Source organism: Ruegeria sp. AN6, assembly GCF_056540425.1.
In genome coordinates, this window is record NZ_JBQFWR010000003.1 from 304744 (window position 1) to 321117 (window position 16374).

A 16374-nucleotide genomic window follows, 5' to 3' on the forward strand; every position below is an offset into this window, starting at 1 on the left:
ATTATCCCAACAGGTAGATCACGGGGAAAAGCAGGATCCAGACCAGATCGACCATGTGCCAGAACTGCGCACCTGCCTCGATGTTGCGGGGGTCATCGCGCCAGGCGACCAGCAGCAGGATGCCGACGCCTGCCAACACATGAGCGGCGTGGAAGCCGGTTAGCAGGTAGTAGAACAGGAAGAACGGGTGGGTTTCGTAGGTGATCCCCTGTGCTGCTTTGCCGGCGTATTCCGCGCCCTTGATGATCAGGAACACAACGCCCAGCGCGGCGGCGGCGATCAGTGCCAGACGGGCGGCGAGCCGACGCGCGATCTGCCGCCAGTGCAGCGCTTGCGCCGCCAGATAGCCTGAGGTCACCAGCACCGCCGTATTGAGCGCCGCTCCGGTACGATAAAGATGCGATTGTGCTTCGGCGAACCCGGCCGGATCGGTCAGCCGAACGCCCATGAAGGCAATCAGGCCAGCGCCGAATACCAGCAGTTCCGAGAAGATCAGAACCCACATCAACAACTCGCCCGGAAGCTCGTCGATCAAAGAGGTATCACTCATGCGCCGACCAGTTGGCGGTAGATTTGCGGCAGGGCCATAGTCAGGCGGTGCGGATCGGGGATGACCGCGAATCCGCCTTGGCCGAACATGCGCGGGAACCAGCTTTTACCGGTTTTGTCGATGGTAACGCCAAAGACCGATTGCCCGGCGCGGCGCGCCTCGCGGATGGCTTGGCGTGTGTCTTCGATGCCGTGACGGCCTTCGTAATGGTCCAGATCGTTGGGTTTGCCATCGGTGATCACCAGCAACAACCGGCGTTTGCGCGATTGACTGGCAAGATCCGCCGAGCAATGGCGGATCGCCGCACCCAGCCTTGTATAGTGGCCCGGACGCAGGGACGCGATGCGCTGTTCTACCAATCTGCCCATCGGCTCATCGAACCGTTTGCAGCGCTGCACGAAGACGCGTTGGCGTTTCAGTGAGCTGAAAGCGTGAATGGCAAAATCGTCACCGCAGGCGTTCAGACCCCAGGCCAGCGCGGCCAGTGCCTCGCGTTCGATGTCGATCACGGCACGGCCTGTCACGGCGCTTTCGGTCGAGCGGCTGACATCCAGTAGAATCGAAACGGCCAGATCGCGGGCTTCGGGGCGGGATTGCATCCAGACGCGTTCATTGCCTTCTCCGCTGGCGCGGCGGTCGGTTTCGGCCCGCACGGCAGCCTCGATATCCAGTTGATCGCCGTCCAGATGGCCCCGGGTCATGACGCGGCCCGGGCGCAGCGCCTCGAACTGGCGTTTTACGGCGCGGATGCGGCGGGCGGTGGCCGGGTCTTTGCCGAATTCAGCCGAGTCTTCGCGGATATCGGCATCCGACAGCAAGACGTTGACGTGATCCGGCAAGTACTGCCCCGTGCGCACGTCCCATTCAGGATAGAGGATGCGGCCTGAAAGACGCTCGCGATTCACGTCCTCGGGCGCAAGGTCCAGATGCAGTTTCAACTTGGTCGGCGGGGCTTTGGAGATCTGCCCCAAACCGATTTCTTCCTGATCGTCGGCGGCTTTCTTGGCGTTATCGGGATCGTCATCATCGATGCGCCGGTTGATGTTCAGGAACTCGGCCCAGCTGAGGATCGCCTCGAACTTGTGCAGGATGAAACTGTCACTGCGGTTGGCCTGATCCGATTTACGGCGGCGGGCGCGGTGGGTTTTCTCCCCTGATTCCTCAGGTGGACCTTCGGTATCGGGGTTTTCGACCTCGTTGTGTTCGGAAAATCCGACGGCGCGCAGTTCGGGCCACAGGGGAACAGGGCGGAGATGCTGATATCCACGTGGGGCGGTCAGATCATCATCCAAGGTCAGAAGCTGCTCGGCCCGCTCTGACAGGGGTGCGGGATCGCCCAGCATGTAACGAACCAGTTCCTCGACCGCGGCCTCCACAGGAGGCAGGCCGGGGATATCGCGGTGATGCAGAACACCCTTGCAAAGCTCGGTGTAAAGTGGGCGCAGGCCGGGGGCGTCGTCCAAAGTAGCCTCGACCATGCTCTGCGCGGCGATCAACGCGCGCAGGTCAGCGCGCAGAGGGTCATCTTCATCAATCCGGGTTCCGGCATGGGCGGCAGCAGCGGCCAGCCAGACAAAAAGCGCGCCATTGGCTTCGCGCGCGGGGAAAACTGCCAGCCGGTCCGGCAGGCGCAGAACTTCGCCATCGAACGAGGCGCGCGGCATTAGCTCGGCCTCGGTTGCCAGCTTGCGGCGCCAGCTTAGACGGTGACGTGAAACCTCGGGTGAGACCGGGCGCAATTCAACGCCCGGACTACCCCCAAGCCCTCGGAAGAGGACGGCCAGCCGCCCTGCGACCTCAGAGAGGTCGACCGCGGCTCCATCATGCACCTCTGGTGCATCAAGGCGGCTGGCAAGGGTGTGCCACAGTTTCCCGATCGTTTCTTCGGGTTCCCATGGCTCAAAATCGATCCTGACCATCGGCCGGCCTCACCCAAAGACAGCCGTGACAAGATCGAGGAGCCCGCGTTTGATGTCCTCGTCATCAGTCAGAGGTTCAATCATAGCGGCAAGGATGGCGCGGTCGGTTGACATGCCCTGTGCGATCAACGTCGCGGCATAGACAACCAGACGGGTGGAAACGCCTTCCTCAAGGTCCTGACCCTTGAGCCCACGCAGCTTGTTCGCCAACCGGATCAGGGGCTTGCAGCGCTCCAGCGCCAGCCCGCTTTCCTGCGCGACGACTTCGGCTTCCATCTCAGGCGATGGGAAGTCGAATTCCAGCGAAATAAACCGCTGCCGGGTCGAGGGTTTCAGGGTTTTCAGGATATTCTGGTATCCGGGGTTATATGAGGCCACCAGCATGAATCCGGGGGCGGCCTCAAGTTCTTCGCCGGTGCGGTCGATCGGCAGAATGCGCCGGTCGTCGGTCAGCGGGTGCAGCACGACGGTCACGTCTTTGCGGGCCTCAACCACCTCATCGAGATAGCAGATCGCACCTTCGCGCACCGCACGGGTCAGGGGGCCATCGACCCAGACGGTTTCTCCACCTTTCAACAGGTAGCGGCCAATCAGGTCGGCAGCGGCAAGGTCATCGTGGCAGGCCACGGTGTACAGCGGGCGGCCAAGTTTTGCGGCCATGTGGGCCACGAAACGGGTCTTGCCGCAGCCTGTCGGGCCTTTCAGCAGAACCGGCAGGTCGTTGTTGTAAGCGGCGGTGAACACATCGCACTCATCACCTTGGGCGAGGTAGAAGGGGGCGTTTGCCGCCCCCTCGTTCAGTTTCATGGAGCCGTCCATATCCATCACTCCGCAGGGGTTTCAGCTGCGCCAGGTTCAATGACCTCTTTCCGGGGAACCCAGATCGAGTAGATGAACAGCAGCGCGCCAAGGACCACGACCACACCTGAGCCGAGACGCATCCAGTAGAAGATCGCAATCTGGTCCTGAACGTCCATGAAGTAGTCACCGACCACACGTTGCATGTGAGTCTGCACGGTACCACCGAAAGTCAGGACGAATGTCATGAAGACCATGCCGCTGGTCATCAGCCAGAACGAGCCCATGTTCAGAACCTGATTATAGGGATCACGGTTCTTGAGGATCGGCATCGCATAGCTGAAGATCGCCAGGTTGAGGCAGACATAGGCACCATAGAAGGCCAGGTGACCGTGCGCTGCGGTGATCTGCGTGCCGTGGGTATAGTAGTTCACCCCATGCAGTGTGTGCAGGAAGCCCCAGACACCGGCACCGAAGAAGGCCAATGTGGCACAACCCAGCGACCACAACAGCGCGGCCTTGTTGGGGTGGTCACGGCGGCCCTTCCAGACCATGACGAACGCAAAGGCCATCATTGCGAAGAACGGGATCACCTCGAGGCTTGAGAAGATCGACCCGATCCACTGCCAATACCCGGGGGTACCGATCCAGTAATAGTGGTGACCTGTACCGAGGATGCCCGAGAACAGGGCAGCGGCAACGATGACATATAGCCATTTCTCGACGATCTCACGGTCAACGCCGGTCAGCTTGAGCATCAGGTAGGCCAGGATCGAGGCCATGATCAGCTCCCACACACCTTCAACCCACAGGTGGACGACATACCACCAGTACTGTTTGTCGAGCGACAGGTTGCCCGGGTTGTAGAAGGCAAACAGGAACAGCAGTGCCAGACCCCACAGACCCAACAACAGGATGTTGGTGATGGCAGTCTTCTTGCCCTTCAGAACGGTCATCGACACATTGTAAAGGAAGATCAACGCGGCCACGACAATACCCATCTTGACCCATTTGGGTTGCTCAAGGAACTCGCGCCCCTCTTTGCCCAGCAGCCAGTTGCCTTCGAATAGGTTGAAGACATAGGTCACGACCACGCCCAGCGTGCCGACCACAAGAATGATCAGCTGAAGATAAGCCAGCTTGGGTGAATGGATTTCACGTTCCGCCTCTTCTGGGATCAGGAAGTAGGTCGCTCCAAAAAAGCCAAGGATCAGCCAGACGATCAAAGAGTTGGTGTGAAGCATCCGCACGATGTTGAACGGCAGAAGCTCACTCAGGAAGTTCGGGAATACATAGATGAAACCGGCCAGAAGGCCGCCGATCACCTGTATCGCGAACAAAGCCATAGCTACCGCAAAGTAGGCATAGGCTATTTTTTGGGATTCGTATTTCATTGCTCCGTTCCCTTTCTCAGCCTGCCTCGTTGGGCGGCCAGCCCTGAGCGTCGATATTGTCGGTCCAGATCAGGAAGTTCGCCAGATCACGGATCTCTTCGTCGCTGAGGTTGAAATTGGGCATCTGTCGACGACCGGGAATGCCGGTCGGTTGTGCTTCCATCCAGCCCTTAAGTGCTTCAAAGGCTGATTCCGGGTCGTCCAGCACACCCCAACGGGTCATCACATTCGCGACTTCCGGCGCATAGTAGGCACCTTCACCCATGATAGTATGACAGTTGATGCAGGCGTGTTTTTCCCAGACATGCTTGCCCCGGACCACACTTTCATCAAGCTTTGCCGAATTCTCGGAGTTGACGATATACAAGTGCGAATGGGCCGACAGGGCCAGAAAGATGAGGATGAAGAACAGTGACCCGCCATAGAATATGTTGCGAGCCATGCTCTTTGTCATGACTTCTCGCATTGCGCTCTCCTTTGCGCAGATTAGCTAGTATGGAGACAATGCCGCGTGGGTAGTGGAGCTGCCTTAACGAAAGTCAAGACTGCAGAGGATGAGCGTTCCCCATTCCAAATCTTTGGTCATCAGAGGCCAACAACGAACTATCTTGACCAAACAACGGCAGAATCCCCTCATTAAACCGATATTTTTAATCGAATAATAACCTTGAAAACTGCATTTAGGGTGGTCAGTCTCTTGCAGAATTCTTTGTCGGTCGGGGTTTTCCCTTCGGCCTGTGGTCTACTCAAGCCAGGCGGATAATATCAATGCCAATTAATATCTACGGTGCCTTTCGTACCGACACGACGATGACAGACAACACCGCGACCTTCGCGACGCTTGGGGCCACGTTTCAGATATCCCAATATAGCCAGATCACGATTGACGATGGTGCGGATGGGTCGGTTATTGAAGGCGACAATATCGTCAATGAATCCCCGAACGACCCGACCCAGACCTACTTGGGAGAGGTGTTTATCTGGGACTACACAATCGAAGTGAATGATGGCGTCAACACCTATCAGATTGGTGTGATGGACTGGGATGAAAATGGCGATGGGGATTTCGATTTTCCAACGGCTGAACAAGGTTATTTCATTGGTTTTATCGGTGATATTCCCCCGCTCAACACCACCCTGACTGTTGGCTCGGTTGTCGACAACGGCGCGAATATTGACGTAGATACCGTTGTTCCCTGCTTCTGCGCTGGCACGCTGATAGATGCTCCAACCGGACCTCGCGCGATCGAAACACTATCCACTGGTGACAAAGTCGTCACCTTGGATCACGGTCCCCAAGTTATTCGTTGGATTGGATCGCGAACGCTTGATGCGTCTGAACTAGCTCACAAACCCAGATTACGCCCTATCCGGATCGCTGCCGGTAGTCTGGGCAGCGGCCTGCCACGTCGTGATCTTTTGGTCTCACCCCAGCACCGCATGCTGATCCGTTCGAACATCGCGATTCGCATGTTCGACAGCGAAGAAGTCCTAGTCCCAGCCCACAAGCTTGTTGGCATCCCGGGAATTACTGTCGAAGAGGACGCTCAGAATGCCGTCTACTATCACATACTCTTCGACCGGCATGAGATCGTGTTGGCCGAAGGTGCGCCATCCGAAAGCCTATTCACCGGGCAGCAGGCGCTAAAGGCTATACACCCGGAAGCACTGGCTGAAATTGTTGCGCTTTTCCCTGAACTGGCCTCGCAGGATCATCAACCTGTGGCTGCGCGCCAGATTCCCAGGCAGGGAAGAAAAATCCACTCATTGCTACGACGGCACAAAAAAAACGACAGGGCCTTGATCCGACCGTCTTGATACGGATTCATCGGCGCGCCTACAGTCAGGAAGCAATACGTGGCCCTGTCAAAGCAGGCCACATCGTGATCAGGTAAAGAACGATAGCGCTTATCCACAGACCGTCAGAAACCAACATCATGACCAGATACCCCTGGTCGGTCACTGAACCAACCCAGCGCAAAATAGCGGACGAAGCCATAAGACCGTAGGCGACTGCCATAGGTGGCGGGGCAACAAGTGCGCGGCCGCTATGGCCCAAAGCAGCCCGACTCATCACGGCTAGGGTCATGCCTCCGACACAACCGATTCCCAGAACGTGCAACGCGCCGATTTCGCTGCCGATACCCAGAACCGCCACCCCCCACAAAACCAGCCCCAGTGCCAGCATTCCCAGACCCAGATGCAGGGCAACCAAGATCGGTTGACGTATGGCCCAGCGCGCGCGCCACCGTGACATGCGCAGGATTTGGGTTATGCCAACCGCTACCGCCATGCCACCCGCTATCTTACCCAATCCGAAGAGAAAAACGCTGAGCGGTAGTAGCAGCGCCAATCCCATACTGGCTTTGTCTAATGCAGCTACCGATACCGGCCACGCGGCTTCCGGCTCGCCCGCGCGCTTCATCGCATTCCGGGTGAAAGCTGGCGTTATACGTCCACCAAGTATCGCGATCATACTGCACAGCGTCAGCAATCCTACACGCAATCCTATGTCCAGTGTACCGCCGGTAATGCCCATCCAATCAAGATGGGTCAGCAGATTGGCAATCCAGAAATAGCTGAGCAACAACAGAAAGATCATGTTCTGCGGCTTGGGGCGTCGGATCAGTTGGCTTGCGATCTTTGCCGCCAGAATCGGTACAAAGGCCAGATCGAAGACAGCGACCGGACCTGGCGGCAGAGCCCCGGAGAACCACATCGCGATCCGTCCGGCCAACCAGATACCCGCGGCGATAACAACAAACTGTACCCTTGCTTCCGGCGTACCCGTCCAGTTTGGCACCGCTGTGAGTAAAAATCCTCCAAGGGCAGCCGTGGCATATCCAAATATCATCTCATGCGCATGCCACATGGGTGGGCTCATGGCATAGGTCGGATTTTTGTAATCGACCAACCCGGTCTGAGTCGTGAGCCACACACCCCAAGCACCACCCGCGAATAGACCGAATAGCCCCGCTGACAGAAAAAAGACGCGAAATCCTTCACCCAGTACCCGCGCGATCATTGCCGGCATGCCTGCTCTCCTCGGCCTTAGTGGCTGTTGGATTCGGTCTAGCAAAACCGACCCGCGCCGGACTTAACCGAAATCAAGCACCCGGAGAAACATGACCCTAAAACATAGGTTTTTCTCATAATTTAAAGGCTAATCAGGACCTTCATTTTCCAGTTTGCGACCCTTCCGTTGACTTTCGTCAAGGAGTGATCGGCGCCAATGTTTCAGGCTGCAACCTGCCTCACCACGCAAATGGAGAGTGATCATGTCACTTGGAATCAGCTACGATAAGACCGGCCGCGCCTTTGGGGTCGGTTTGGCAATGCTGCTGGGCTCTGTCGCCGCGCCAGCATTTGCCGAAGAGCCAACGTTGAGCGACGAAGCATTTGAGTCGTCCAAGCAGCTCTATTTTGAACAATGCGCAGGTTGTCACGGCGTTCTGCGCAAAGGTGCGACCGGTAAGAACCTGGAACCACACTGGAAAAAAACTGCAGCAGACGGCACCGTCACAGAAGGCGGTACGCTTCAGCTGGGTCAGGAGCGCCTTGAAAAGATCATCGCCTGGGGAACCGAAGGCGGGATGAACAACTTCTCGGACATTATGACCGAGCAGGAAATCAAGGATATGGCGACATACATCATGATGGAGGCCCCCAAGCCGCCGGAAATGTCGCTGGAGCAGATGAAGGAGACCCGCAAGGTCTATGTGGAAGAGGCCGACTATCCAACCGAGCCGCTGCATGGCCGCAACTGGGAAAACTTCTTCGTCGTCATCGAACGTGACGTGGGCAAAGTGGCTGTTATCGACGGCGACACCAAAGAAGTGCTGACTCACATCCCGACTGGTTATGCCGTACACGTTCTGAAAGCGTCTGAGCACCACTCGATCACTGAGCCTGAGCATCCCGGCCGCTTCTGGTACACGATGGGCCGCGACGGCAAGATGACCAAGATCGACCTCTGGCAGAAGCCAGAGAACATGTTGGTTTCCGAAGTCAAAATCGCCTATGACGCACGCGACGTTGCCGTTTCCGGCGACGGTAAATACGTCATCGGTGGCGGCTACTGGCCGCCGCATTTCGCGATCGTTGACGCGCAGACCATGGAACCGGTCAAAGTCGTTTCTACACGTGGTACCAACGTAGACGGCGAGTATGTGGAAGAAGCCCGCGTAGCCGCGATCTACACCACGCCGAACGAACCCACCTGGATCGTTGCCGTGAAAGAGCTCGGCCAGCTGTGGCAGGTCGATTATACCGACCTGGACAACCTGCGGATCGACAAGATCAACTCGGCCAAGTTCCTGCATGACGGGTTCTTCGACCCGACAGGCCGGTACTTCCAGATCGCCGCGAACGCGTCGAACAAGATGGTCGTCGTCGACACCGAGACCCACAAGCTGGAAGCGATGATCGACACTGCAGCCCTGCCGCACCCGGGACCGGGCGCCAACTGGGTCGATCCGAACTGTGGTCCGGTGGCTGGTACAACCCACCTTGGTGTTGGTACCGTAACGGTCTGGGGTAACGACCCCGAAGGTCATCCGGATCAGGCCTGGAAAACCTGCTACGAAGTGGAAACAGACGGCCCCGGCCTGTTTGTCCGTACCCACCCGAACTCGGACTACATCTGGGCCGACCAGACCAAACACCCCGAGCCGGAAATTCAGCAGTCTGTTCAGGTCATCTCGAAAGAGACCGGTGAGATCGTGAAAACCATCCAGATCACCGAAGACGAAGGCAGCGCTGCTGTTCACTTCGAATTCAACGCGGATGGGACCGAGGTCTGGGTTTCCAAATGGAACCTGTCGGATTCGAAAGAACCCAATGGTCAGATCGTGATCTTCGACGCCAAGACGCTTGAAGAAATTGGTCGCATCGAAGGGCTTTATGCTCCGACCGGTAAGTTCAACGTCTACAACCGTTCGAACCACGTCACCTGACGGTTTGAGAACCAACACCGGAAAGGGCGGGCCCCTCGCCCGCCCTTTCCTCGTTTGACCCATCAGCCAAACTCACCGGCCTGCCATCAAAGGCCAGATAAGAAAGCCAAAACGGAGCCCGGATATGACCTCCGAACCGGATAAGAAAAAACCGATCTGGCGCCGGTATTTCCTGTGGGGAATGCCCGTGGCCGGTATTGCCGCAGCTTTTGTCGGCGGCATCATCTTCTGGGGCGGGTTCAACACCGCCATGGAAGCCACCAACACCAAGGATTTCTGTATCTCGTGCCACGAGATGCGCGATTTCGTCTATGAGGAATACACGGGCACGATCCACGACGTGAACCGTTCAGGCGTAGGTGCTGTCTGTTCCGACTGCCACGTGCCCAAGGACTGGACGCATAAGATCATCCGCAAGATCAAGGCGTCGAAAGAACTGTACGGCAAGATGGTCGGCACCATCAACACACGCGAAAAATTCGAAGCCAAACGCGTGCACCTGGCGATGAACGAATGGGAGCGGATGAAATCCACCGACTCGCGTGAGTGTCGCAACTGCCATGACTTCGAGTCGATGATGCCCGAGTTCCAAAAACCCCGTGCGCGTCAGCAGCACCTGAATGCGATGACCGTCGGGCAAACCTGTATCGACTGTCACAAAGGGATTGCACACTCGGACGCCCGGGATCGGGCTGACGAGGAGTATCTGGAAAAGCTTGAGGCCCCGAACCCGTCCTTTATCCGCGAGATACCGCCGGAATACCTGGCCAGCCTGGAACGGATCGAAGCCAAAGAAGCTGCCGAAGCTGAGGCCGAAAAAGCTGCCAAACAGGCACAGCATGAAGCCATGCAGGCTCAGATTGCCGCGGCTGTGGATGCGGCGGTGGCCGAAGAGCGCGCCAAAGCCGGCGGCGAAGAGGCCGCAGCGCCTTCAGGTGGTGGAGTTGGCAGCGATGTCGGGTCGGATATCGATTGGAACGCTGTGGCCGCCGCAGATCTCAAGCTGTTCTACCCCGGTCAAGCTTCGTTTGAATGGGTGCAGAATGGCAAATTCCACGGTGGCGCACGGCCGCTGACTAAAGGAGGTGATCAGTGCACGACCTGTCACGCCAAAGAGCTGGATACCATCGGCAACAAAATCGTCGCAGGTGGTGAGCTTGAGCCGACGCCGATCCCCGGCAAACGGGGCGTGATCGATGCGACCGTACAGGCCGCACATGATGATCAGAACCTCTATGTCCGACTGCAGTGGCCGGATGCCGGGCACAATCCCGCACCTTTCGTTGATGGTGGCAAAATGGACCCTGACAACCAGATCAAGGTTGCCATGATGATCACCGGCACAGGGATCGAACTGGGCGAACAGGTGGGGTGTTGGGCGTCGTGCCACGCCGACAACAGCTATATGCCCTTTGATCCGGGTGCCGAGGCGATTGCCGCAAATGGCGATGTCTCGGGTCGGTTGAACACGCAGGACACGGTGACCAAGTACATCAGCGAAAGCCGGACCGAGGTCGAGATCAAGGGCCGTCGTGGCAAGGCGCTGGGTGGCTGGGACAAACTGCAAGCCGCTGAGCAGATCGAGCAGTATCTGGCCGACGGCACCTATCTGGACCTGATGCGCGTCTATGCAGACGGCAGCGCCACCAACGGTTATCTGCTGGAACAGCGCGTGGTTAATGACGGCGAAATCGCCGCCTCGGCCAGCCTCGACGCGGGCATGTGGACCGTGGTCTTCACCCGCCCACTGAACTCGGGCGCGCCTGGTGACGTGCCGCTGGAGGTCGGTCAGACCTACACAGTCGGCTTTGCCATCCACGATGACTTTGCCGCCGCACGGTTCCACCACGTGACGCTGGATACCAGCCTGGCACTGGATGACGACAGCGCCTTCATCAACGTGGTCAAACAATAAAGAACAGGGGCCGGGCAAACCGGCCCCTTCCGCTTAGAAGAGGAGACTTGGACGATGAAACCCCAACACCTTCTTCCCGCTTTGCTGTTTCTGGCCGCACCTGCCTGGGCGGATGAGACCGCCGAGCTGTGCGCTGAAGCCGAAGAGCGTTATGCCGAGCTGTTTGGTCAGCCCTCATCCTCCGTTGAGGATGCGGAAGTGGTGCTGATGTACAAATACACCTTCTGCCCCGTCGAGCTGACCGTGAAAGCAGGCACCACGGTGCGCTGGGTCAATGTGGACAAACGCACCAGCCACTCGGTCCTGCTGAAAGATGGCAGCGAACCCGAAAGCGACAGGCTGTTTCCTGAGGAAACGGTTGAACTGACCTTCCTCACCCCCGGCCCGCAGGAGTATTTGTGCGGACCCCATTGGGAGACGCAGAACATGATCGGCATGATCACCGTCGAACCCTGAGCCGAGGCACCATACAGGCATGAGAGAGAGGAGCGCGGGATCAATTCCTGCGCTCCTTAACTTTAGTCAAGGAGGTTCCTTTTCGATTTCGCCAGTCTGGCCGCATGACACGCCCGGCTCACCCAGCAACGTCCCCTGATCGCGCAGGAATTCCGGGCTCCGAAGACATTCAGACCAAGCGAGTTTGCACATGAGCGGTAAGGTTTTTCTGATTGGCTCAGGCCCTGGTGACCCTGAACTGATGACCCTGCGCGCACTGCGGATGCTGCAAGAGGCGGATGTGGTTGTTTATGACCGTCTGGTCTCGGCCGATATCCTCAACTTGCATGCCGAGAGCGCACGGCTGATCCCGGTGGGAAAGGCCCCCAAATGCCATACAGTGCCGCAGGATCGCATCAACGAAATCCTGGTCGAAGAAGCAAGCGCCGGTCACACCGTTGCGCGGCTGAAAGGCGGCGACCCGATGATCTTCGGGCGTGGATCGGAAGAGGCGGCGCATCTGATGGCCAACGGCATCCCGGTCGAATATGCGCCGGGCATCACCGCCGCACAGGGGGCGTCCTGTTCCACCGGCGTGCCGCTGACCCATCGCGGGCTGGCGACCTCGGTGCAATATGTCACTGGGCATCGGCAGGCCGACAAGGTGCTGGATCTGGATTGGAAACGTCTGGCCGACCCGGATTCGACGCTGGTTGTCTATATGGGCGTCGCCAATATCGGCCAGATCGCCATGGGTCTGATGACCGAAAACCTGCCCGGCTCGACTCCGGTTCTGGCAGTGGGCAAAGCGACCACACCGGATGAACGCCGCATGGTATCCCGGCTGGATCGATTGGCAGCGGATGTGCGCGACGCTGATCTGAAAGCACCCACGCTGTTCATCATCGGCAAGGTCGTCTCGCTATACGCAGAACGGCCCGTGGCTGAACTTCTGGAGCAGGCGCATGGCTAAGTTTGGTTCCAGGCGATCAGGGGGCAGTCGGTCGCTGCCCGATGGTGCTGCCAAGGGTCCAGGTTGGACCGCGCGCGCTGTACTGACAACGGCTGTGCTTGTGGCCACATCCGCCTTCGCCGCCGACACTCTTGACCCCAACGCGCTAAAACGTCTTGTCCATCAGGACTGCGGCTCGTGCCATGGACTATCGCTGAAAGGCGGTCTCGGCCCTGATCTGAGATCCGAGACACTGGAGCACTACGACGCGGACATTCTGACCGGCGTAATACTCGATGGTATCCCCGACACCGCGATGCCCCCATGGCGGCCTTTGATCAGCGAAGAAGAGGCTGAATGGATCGCGCGTTATCTGCTGGCACAGGAGGCACAATGAAACAGCTCATCCTCACCCTTGCCGCCACCCTGCTGATGACAACAGCGCAGGCTGAGCCCACCGCGACCGGAGACCTCGGCCTTGTGATCGAACGGGCAAAAGGCTCGGTCCTGCTGGTGGATCAATCCGACCGCGCCGCGCTGGCCCGGATCGAAGGGCTTGGCGATCTCTCCCATGCCTCATTGGTCTATTCCCCCGATGAACGCTTTGCCTATGTCTTCGGGCGCGATGGAGGGCTGACTAAGGTCGATATCGTCACCCGCCAGATCGTGAACCGCGTGGTCCAGGCGGGCAACGCCATCGGCGGCGCAATCTCGGATGACGGCAAACTGGTCGCGGTGTCGAACTATGAGCCCGGCGGGGTACGGGTCTTTGATGCGGACACGCTTGAGATGGTCGCCGACATTCCCACCGACAGCAAAACCATCGGTCTGGTCGACGCACCGGGTCGCCGATTTGTCTTTACCATGTGGGATACGGGCGAGACCTGGATCGCCGATTTCGCCAAGGGTGACCCCGCAATCACCAAGATCGCTGACATGGGCAAAAACCCCTATGACGCGCTGATCACCGCCAATGGTCGCACCTATATCACCGGCCTGTTCGGTGAGGATGGACTGACCGCGCTGGACCTGTGGTCCGACAATCCCGAACCCATCCGCGTGCTGCCTGACTATGGTCGCGGACAAGAAGAAATGCCGGTCTACAAGATGCCCCATCTCGAAGGCTGGGCGCTGACCGGGCGCGAATTCGTGCTGCCGGCTGTCGGCCATCATGAGGTTCTTTGGATCGATTCCGACACCCTAACCGAGACCGGGCGCACGCAGACCCACGGCCAGCCGGTCTTTGCCATGGCCCGCCCCGACGGAAGACAGGTTTGGGTGAACTTTGCGCACCCGCTGAACGATACAATTCAGGTCATTGATTCAGTGAGCAAAGAAATCATCCACGAGTTCAAACCGGGGCCCGCCGTGCTGCATATGGAATTCACCCCACGCGGTCACGAGGTCTGGATCAGCGTCCGCGATGCCAACAAAGTCATGGTCTACGACACCCAGACCTTTGAAAAGCTGCGCGAGATTGAGGCCGACAGCCCCTCGGGCATTTTCTTCACCGCGCGTGCGCACAGAACGGGGCTTTGACATGCAGCATATCACCGACCCGATCGACCGCCGTCTTCTGGACGATTTCCAGCGTGATTTTCCCATCGTAGAACGCCCGTTTCAGGTTCTGGCCAACGCGCTTGGGCTGGAAGAGGCAGAAGTGCTCGACCGTCTTGCGCGGATGCGCAAAACCGGACGCATAACGCGGGTTGGCGCGACGATTGCACCCGGGGCGGTGTCGGCCAGTACGCTGGCGGCTGTGGCGGCTCCGGAAGAACGACTGGAAGAGGTCGCGGCGCTGATTGATGCGGAACCTGGTGTGAACCACAATTACCAGCGCGAGGATGACTGGAACCTTTGGTTCGTGGCCACCGGCCCGGACCGGGCACATGTGAACGACACCCTCGCCCGGATCTCGCAGCGCTCGGGGCTGCGGGTTCTGGATTTGCGGCTGGTGCGGCCGTTCAACATTGATCTGGGCTTTCGTATGTCGGGCGAGACCCGCAATGCTCCTGGCCCGCGGAAAGTGGATCGTTCAGCCATGCGAGAGGGCGACCGACCCCTGTTGCAGGCCCTCAGTTCTGGCCTGTCGCTGGTCTCTGATCCTTATGCTGCGCTGGCCCGGGCCCTGAACCGCGACACAGACGACGTGATGGATCGCGTAGCCGCCTTGCACCGGGCCGGGATCGTCTCTCGCCTGGGCGTCATTGTACGCCACCGCGCTTTAGGCTGGTCCGCCAATGCAATGGTGGTCTGGGATATGCCGGCCGAGCAGGTCAGCAGCGCTGGCCCGGCACTGGCAGCGCATCCCGGTGTGACACTGTGCTATGAGCGCAACCCTGTCGAGGATATCTGGCCCTATCGCCTCTATTCCATGATCCATGCGCGTTCGCGCCCTGAGGCAATGGAGGTTTTGGCCGGGGCCGCCGCCCTGCCCGAACTATTTGGCGCGCAGCGCAAAGTACTGTTCTCGACCCGCTGTTTCAAACAGACCGGTGCATTGATCCAACCGAAGGAGGCCGCCGCATGACGCTCGACGAAACAGACCGCGCGATTCTGAACCGGATGCAGGATGACCTGCCGCTGACAGCGCATCCTTACGCTGCAATTGCCGAGGAATTGGGGATTGCAGAGTCCGACCTATTGACCCGTCTCGCACGGATGAAGGACGCGCGCGTAATCACCCGCTTTGGTCCCTTCTTTGACGCTGCTGCGATGGGTGGAGCCTTCTGTCTGTGCGCCATGGCCGTGCCCTCACAGGATTTCGAAAACGTCCTGACCAAAGTCAATGCGCATCCCGAGGTTGCCCATAATTATGAACGCACGCATCGGCTGAACATGTGGTTCGTTCTGGCGACCGAAACACCCGAAGGGATCGCAGCCACAGCCGAGGCTATCGAACGGGAAACCGGGATCGCGGTCCTGCAATTCCCCAAACTTCAGGAATTCTTCATCGGCTTCCGGGTGGCGGCATGATCGACGCAAAAGACAGAGAGATCATCGAGGCGCTGCAAGGCGGCCTGCCCCTTGTGCCAGCCGCCTACGCGCAGGCGGCCGAAGGGTTGGGCTTGGATGAAGAGATTCTGATGTCCCGTCTGGCCGATATGAAGTCGCGTGGCGTCATCCGCCGCATCGCGGCCGCCCCCAACCACTATAAACTGGGGATGACCTCGAACGGCATGACTGTGTGGGATGTCGACGATAACGGCGTCGCTGAATTGGGCGCTCAGATTGGTGCGCTACCCTTCGTCACCCATTGCTATGAACGCCCGCGCGCCCTGCCCGACTGGCCCTACAATCTGTTTGCCATGGTTCACGGATCGGACGCGCAAGAGGTCGAGGACAAGCGCGCCCAGATCACGGCAATCCTTGGCGATGCCTGCCGGGCCAAAGATATCCTCTATTCCACGCGCATCCTGAAAAAGACCGGGCTGCGCCTGAAAAAGAAAGGCTGAG

At 58.7% G+C, this 16374-nt stretch carries 16 protein-coding genes; 10 read left to right on the forward strand and 6 right to left on the reverse strand.

The genetic code is table 11. The features are described 5' to 3' along the window. Position 1: 1 nt before the first annotated feature. Genes ACR0MQ_RS07925 through ACR0MQ_RS07945 form a run of 5 tightly spaced genes read right to left on the reverse strand, consistent with a single transcriptional unit; the run spans position 2 to position 5127 of the window. Entirely contained in the window at positions 2 to 550 is a 549-nt protein-coding gene (locus ACR0MQ_RS07925) for a cytochrome c oxidase subunit 3 (RefSeq protein ID WP_480607166.1), read from the reverse strand. Continuing rightward, positions 547 to 2469, reverse strand: a complete 1923-nt coding sequence (locus tag ACR0MQ_RS07930; RefSeq protein WP_480607169.1) for a nitric oxide reductase activation protein NorD — start codon at positions 2467 to 2469, stop codon at positions 547 to 549. Before ACR0MQ_RS07930 ends, ACR0MQ_RS07925 begins: the two co-directional genes overlap by 4 nt. 9 nt (positions 2470 to 2478) lie before the next feature. Further along, the gene (locus tag ACR0MQ_RS07935) at positions 2479 to 3288 is read right to left on the reverse strand and encodes a CbbQ/NirQ/NorQ/GpvN family protein (protein WP_170587458.1); all 810 of its coding nucleotides are present in this window, start codon (positions 3286 to 3288) and stop codon (positions 2479 to 2481) included. A gap of 5 nt (positions 3289 to 3293) precedes the next feature. Further along, positions 3294 to 4661 carry a cbb3-type cytochrome c oxidase subunit I gene (locus tag ACR0MQ_RS07940; protein ID WP_480607172.1) on the reverse strand — a complete coding sequence of 456 codons (1368 nt, stop codon included), beginning with the start codon at positions 4659 to 4661 and terminating at the stop codon, positions 3294 to 3296. A gap of 16 nt (positions 4662 to 4677) precedes the next feature. After that, on the reverse strand, positions 4678 to 5127 hold the full coding sequence (locus ACR0MQ_RS07945; RefSeq protein WP_010443109.1) for a c-type cytochrome: 450 nt from the start codon (positions 5125 to 5127) through the stop codon (positions 4678 to 4680). A 302-nt stretch (positions 5128 to 5429) separates the two neighbouring features. On the opposite strand from ACR0MQ_RS07945, the gene ACR0MQ_RS07950 reads away from it, so the two are divergent. Further along, positions 5430 to 6479 (forward strand): Hint domain-containing protein, encoded by a 1050-nt coding sequence (locus ACR0MQ_RS07950; protein WP_170773384.1) that lies wholly within the window; start codon positions 5430 to 5432, stop codon positions 6477 to 6479. A gap of 25 nt (positions 6480 to 6504) precedes the next feature. Here the strand turns inward: ACR0MQ_RS07950 and ACR0MQ_RS07955 are convergent, their stop codons facing one another. After that, a complete protein-coding gene (locus tag ACR0MQ_RS07955) occupies positions 6505 to 7695 on the reverse strand; it encodes an NnrS family protein (RefSeq protein ID WP_480607175.1) in 1191 nt (396 codons plus the stop codon). A 244-nt stretch (positions 7696 to 7939) separates the two neighbouring features. On the opposite strand from ACR0MQ_RS07955, the gene ACR0MQ_RS07960 reads away from it, so the two are divergent. The 9 genes from ACR0MQ_RS07960 to ahbB (ACR0MQ_RS08000) all read left to right on the forward strand — a co-directional run bounded on the left by ACR0MQ_RS07960 (position 7940) and on the right by ahbB (ACR0MQ_RS08000) (position 16373). Beyond that, a complete protein-coding gene (locus ACR0MQ_RS07960) occupies positions 7940 to 9616 on the forward strand; it encodes a cytochrome D1 domain-containing protein (protein WP_010443106.1) in 1677 nt (558 codons plus the stop codon). Between the two features lie 124 nt (positions 9617 to 9740). Continuing rightward, positions 9741 to 11531, forward strand: coding sequence for a NapC/NirT family cytochrome c (locus tag ACR0MQ_RS07965; protein ID WP_480607179.1), 1791 nt, complete (start codon positions 9741 to 9743; stop codon positions 11529 to 11531). 54 nt (positions 11532 to 11585) lie between these two features. After that, positions 11586 to 11987 carry a cupredoxin domain-containing protein gene (locus ACR0MQ_RS07970; RefSeq protein WP_010443104.1) on the forward strand — a complete coding sequence of 134 codons (402 nt, stop codon included), beginning with the start codon at positions 11586 to 11588 and terminating at the stop codon, positions 11985 to 11987. 190 nt (positions 11988 to 12177) lie between these two features. Next, entirely contained in the window at positions 12178 to 12939 is a 762-nt protein-coding gene (cobA, locus tag ACR0MQ_RS07975) for a uroporphyrinogen-III C-methyltransferase (RefSeq protein WP_480607182.1), read from the forward strand. Then, complete coding sequence (locus ACR0MQ_RS07980) at positions 12932 to 13315, forward strand: c-type cytochrome (RefSeq protein ID WP_480607185.1); 384 nt, start codon at positions 12932 to 12934, stop codon at positions 13313 to 13315. The genes cobA and ACR0MQ_RS07980 overlap by 8 nt, the downstream gene beginning before the upstream one ends. Then, positions 13312 to 14457: a cytochrome D1 domain-containing protein gene (locus ACR0MQ_RS07985; RefSeq protein ID WP_480607188.1), complete on the forward strand. Its 1146-nt coding sequence runs from the start codon at positions 13312 to 13314 to the stop codon at positions 14455 to 14457. The genes ACR0MQ_RS07980 and ACR0MQ_RS07985 overlap by 4 nt, the downstream gene beginning before the upstream one ends. Before the next feature lies 1 nt (position 14458). Beyond that, complete coding sequence (gene ahbB / locus ACR0MQ_RS07990; RefSeq protein WP_480607191.1) at positions 14459 to 15448, forward strand: siroheme decarboxylase subunit beta; 990 nt, start codon at positions 14459 to 14461, stop codon at positions 15446 to 15448. Then, on the forward strand, positions 15445 to 15894 hold the full coding sequence (locus ACR0MQ_RS07995) for an Lrp/AsnC family transcriptional regulator (RefSeq protein WP_480607193.1): 450 nt from the start codon (positions 15445 to 15447) through the stop codon (positions 15892 to 15894). Before ahbB (ACR0MQ_RS07990) ends, ACR0MQ_RS07995 begins: the two co-directional genes overlap by 4 nt. Continuing rightward, positions 15891 to 16373 carry a siroheme decarboxylase subunit beta gene (gene ahbB, locus ACR0MQ_RS08000; RefSeq protein ID WP_480607196.1) on the forward strand — a complete coding sequence of 161 codons (483 nt, stop codon included), beginning with the start codon at positions 15891 to 15893 and terminating at the stop codon, positions 16371 to 16373. Before ACR0MQ_RS07995 ends, ahbB (ACR0MQ_RS08000) begins: the two co-directional genes overlap by 4 nt. The last annotated feature ends 1 nt before the right edge of the window (position 16374 follow it).

Bases quoted from the DNA above. Each gene is read 5' to 3' on its own strand.
- ACR0MQ_RS07925 (WP_480607166.1), bottom strand. From the start codon at position 550: ATGAGTGATACCTCTTTGATCGACGAGCTTCCGGGCGAGTTGTTGATG.
- ACR0MQ_RS07930 (WP_480607169.1), bottom strand. From the start codon at position 2,469: ATGGTCAGGATCGATTTTGAGCCATGGGAACCCGAAGAAACGATCGGG.
- ACR0MQ_RS07935 (WP_170587458.1), bottom strand. From the start codon at position 3,288: ATGGACGGCTCCATGAAACTGAACGAGGGGGCGGCAAACGCCCCCTTC.
- ACR0MQ_RS07940 (WP_480607172.1), bottom strand. From the start codon at position 4,661: ATGAAATACGAATCCCAAAAAATAGCCTATGCCTACTTTGCGGTAGCT.
- ACR0MQ_RS07945 (WP_010443109.1), bottom strand. From the start codon at position 5,127: ATGCGAGAAGTCATGACAAAGAGCATGGCTCGCAACATATTCTATGGC.
- ACR0MQ_RS07950 (WP_170773384.1), top strand. From the start codon at position 5,430: ATGCCAATTAATATCTACGGTGCCTTTCGTACCGACACGACGATGACA.
- ACR0MQ_RS07955 (WP_480607175.1), bottom strand. From the start codon at position 7,695: ATGCCGGCAATGATCGCGCGGGTACTGGGTGAAGGATTTCGCGTCTTT.
- ACR0MQ_RS07960 (WP_010443106.1), top strand. From the start codon at position 7,940: ATGTCACTTGGAATCAGCTACGATAAGACCGGCCGCGCCTTTGGGGTC.
- ACR0MQ_RS07965 (WP_480607179.1), top strand. From the start codon at position 9,741: ATGACCTCCGAACCGGATAAGAAAAAACCGATCTGGCGCCGGTATTTC.
- ACR0MQ_RS07970 (WP_010443104.1), top strand. From the start codon at position 11,586: ATGAAACCCCAACACCTTCTTCCCGCTTTGCTGTTTCTGGCCGCACCT.
- cobA (WP_480607182.1), top strand. From the start codon at position 12,178: ATGAGCGGTAAGGTTTTTCTGATTGGCTCAGGCCCTGGTGACCCTGAA.
- ACR0MQ_RS07980 (WP_480607185.1), top strand. From the start codon at position 12,932: ATGGCTAAGTTTGGTTCCAGGCGATCAGGGGGCAGTCGGTCGCTGCCC.
- ACR0MQ_RS07985 (WP_480607188.1), top strand. From the start codon at position 13,312: ATGAAACAGCTCATCCTCACCCTTGCCGCCACCCTGCTGATGACAACA.
- ahbB (WP_480607191.1), top strand. From the start codon at position 14,459: ATGCAGCATATCACCGACCCGATCGACCGCCGTCTTCTGGACGATTTC.
- ACR0MQ_RS07995 (WP_480607193.1), top strand. From the start codon at position 15,445: ATGACGCTCGACGAAACAGACCGCGCGATTCTGAACCGGATGCAGGAT.
- ahbB (WP_480607196.1), top strand. From the start codon at position 15,891: ATGATCGACGCAAAAGACAGAGAGATCATCGAGGCGCTGCAAGGCGGC.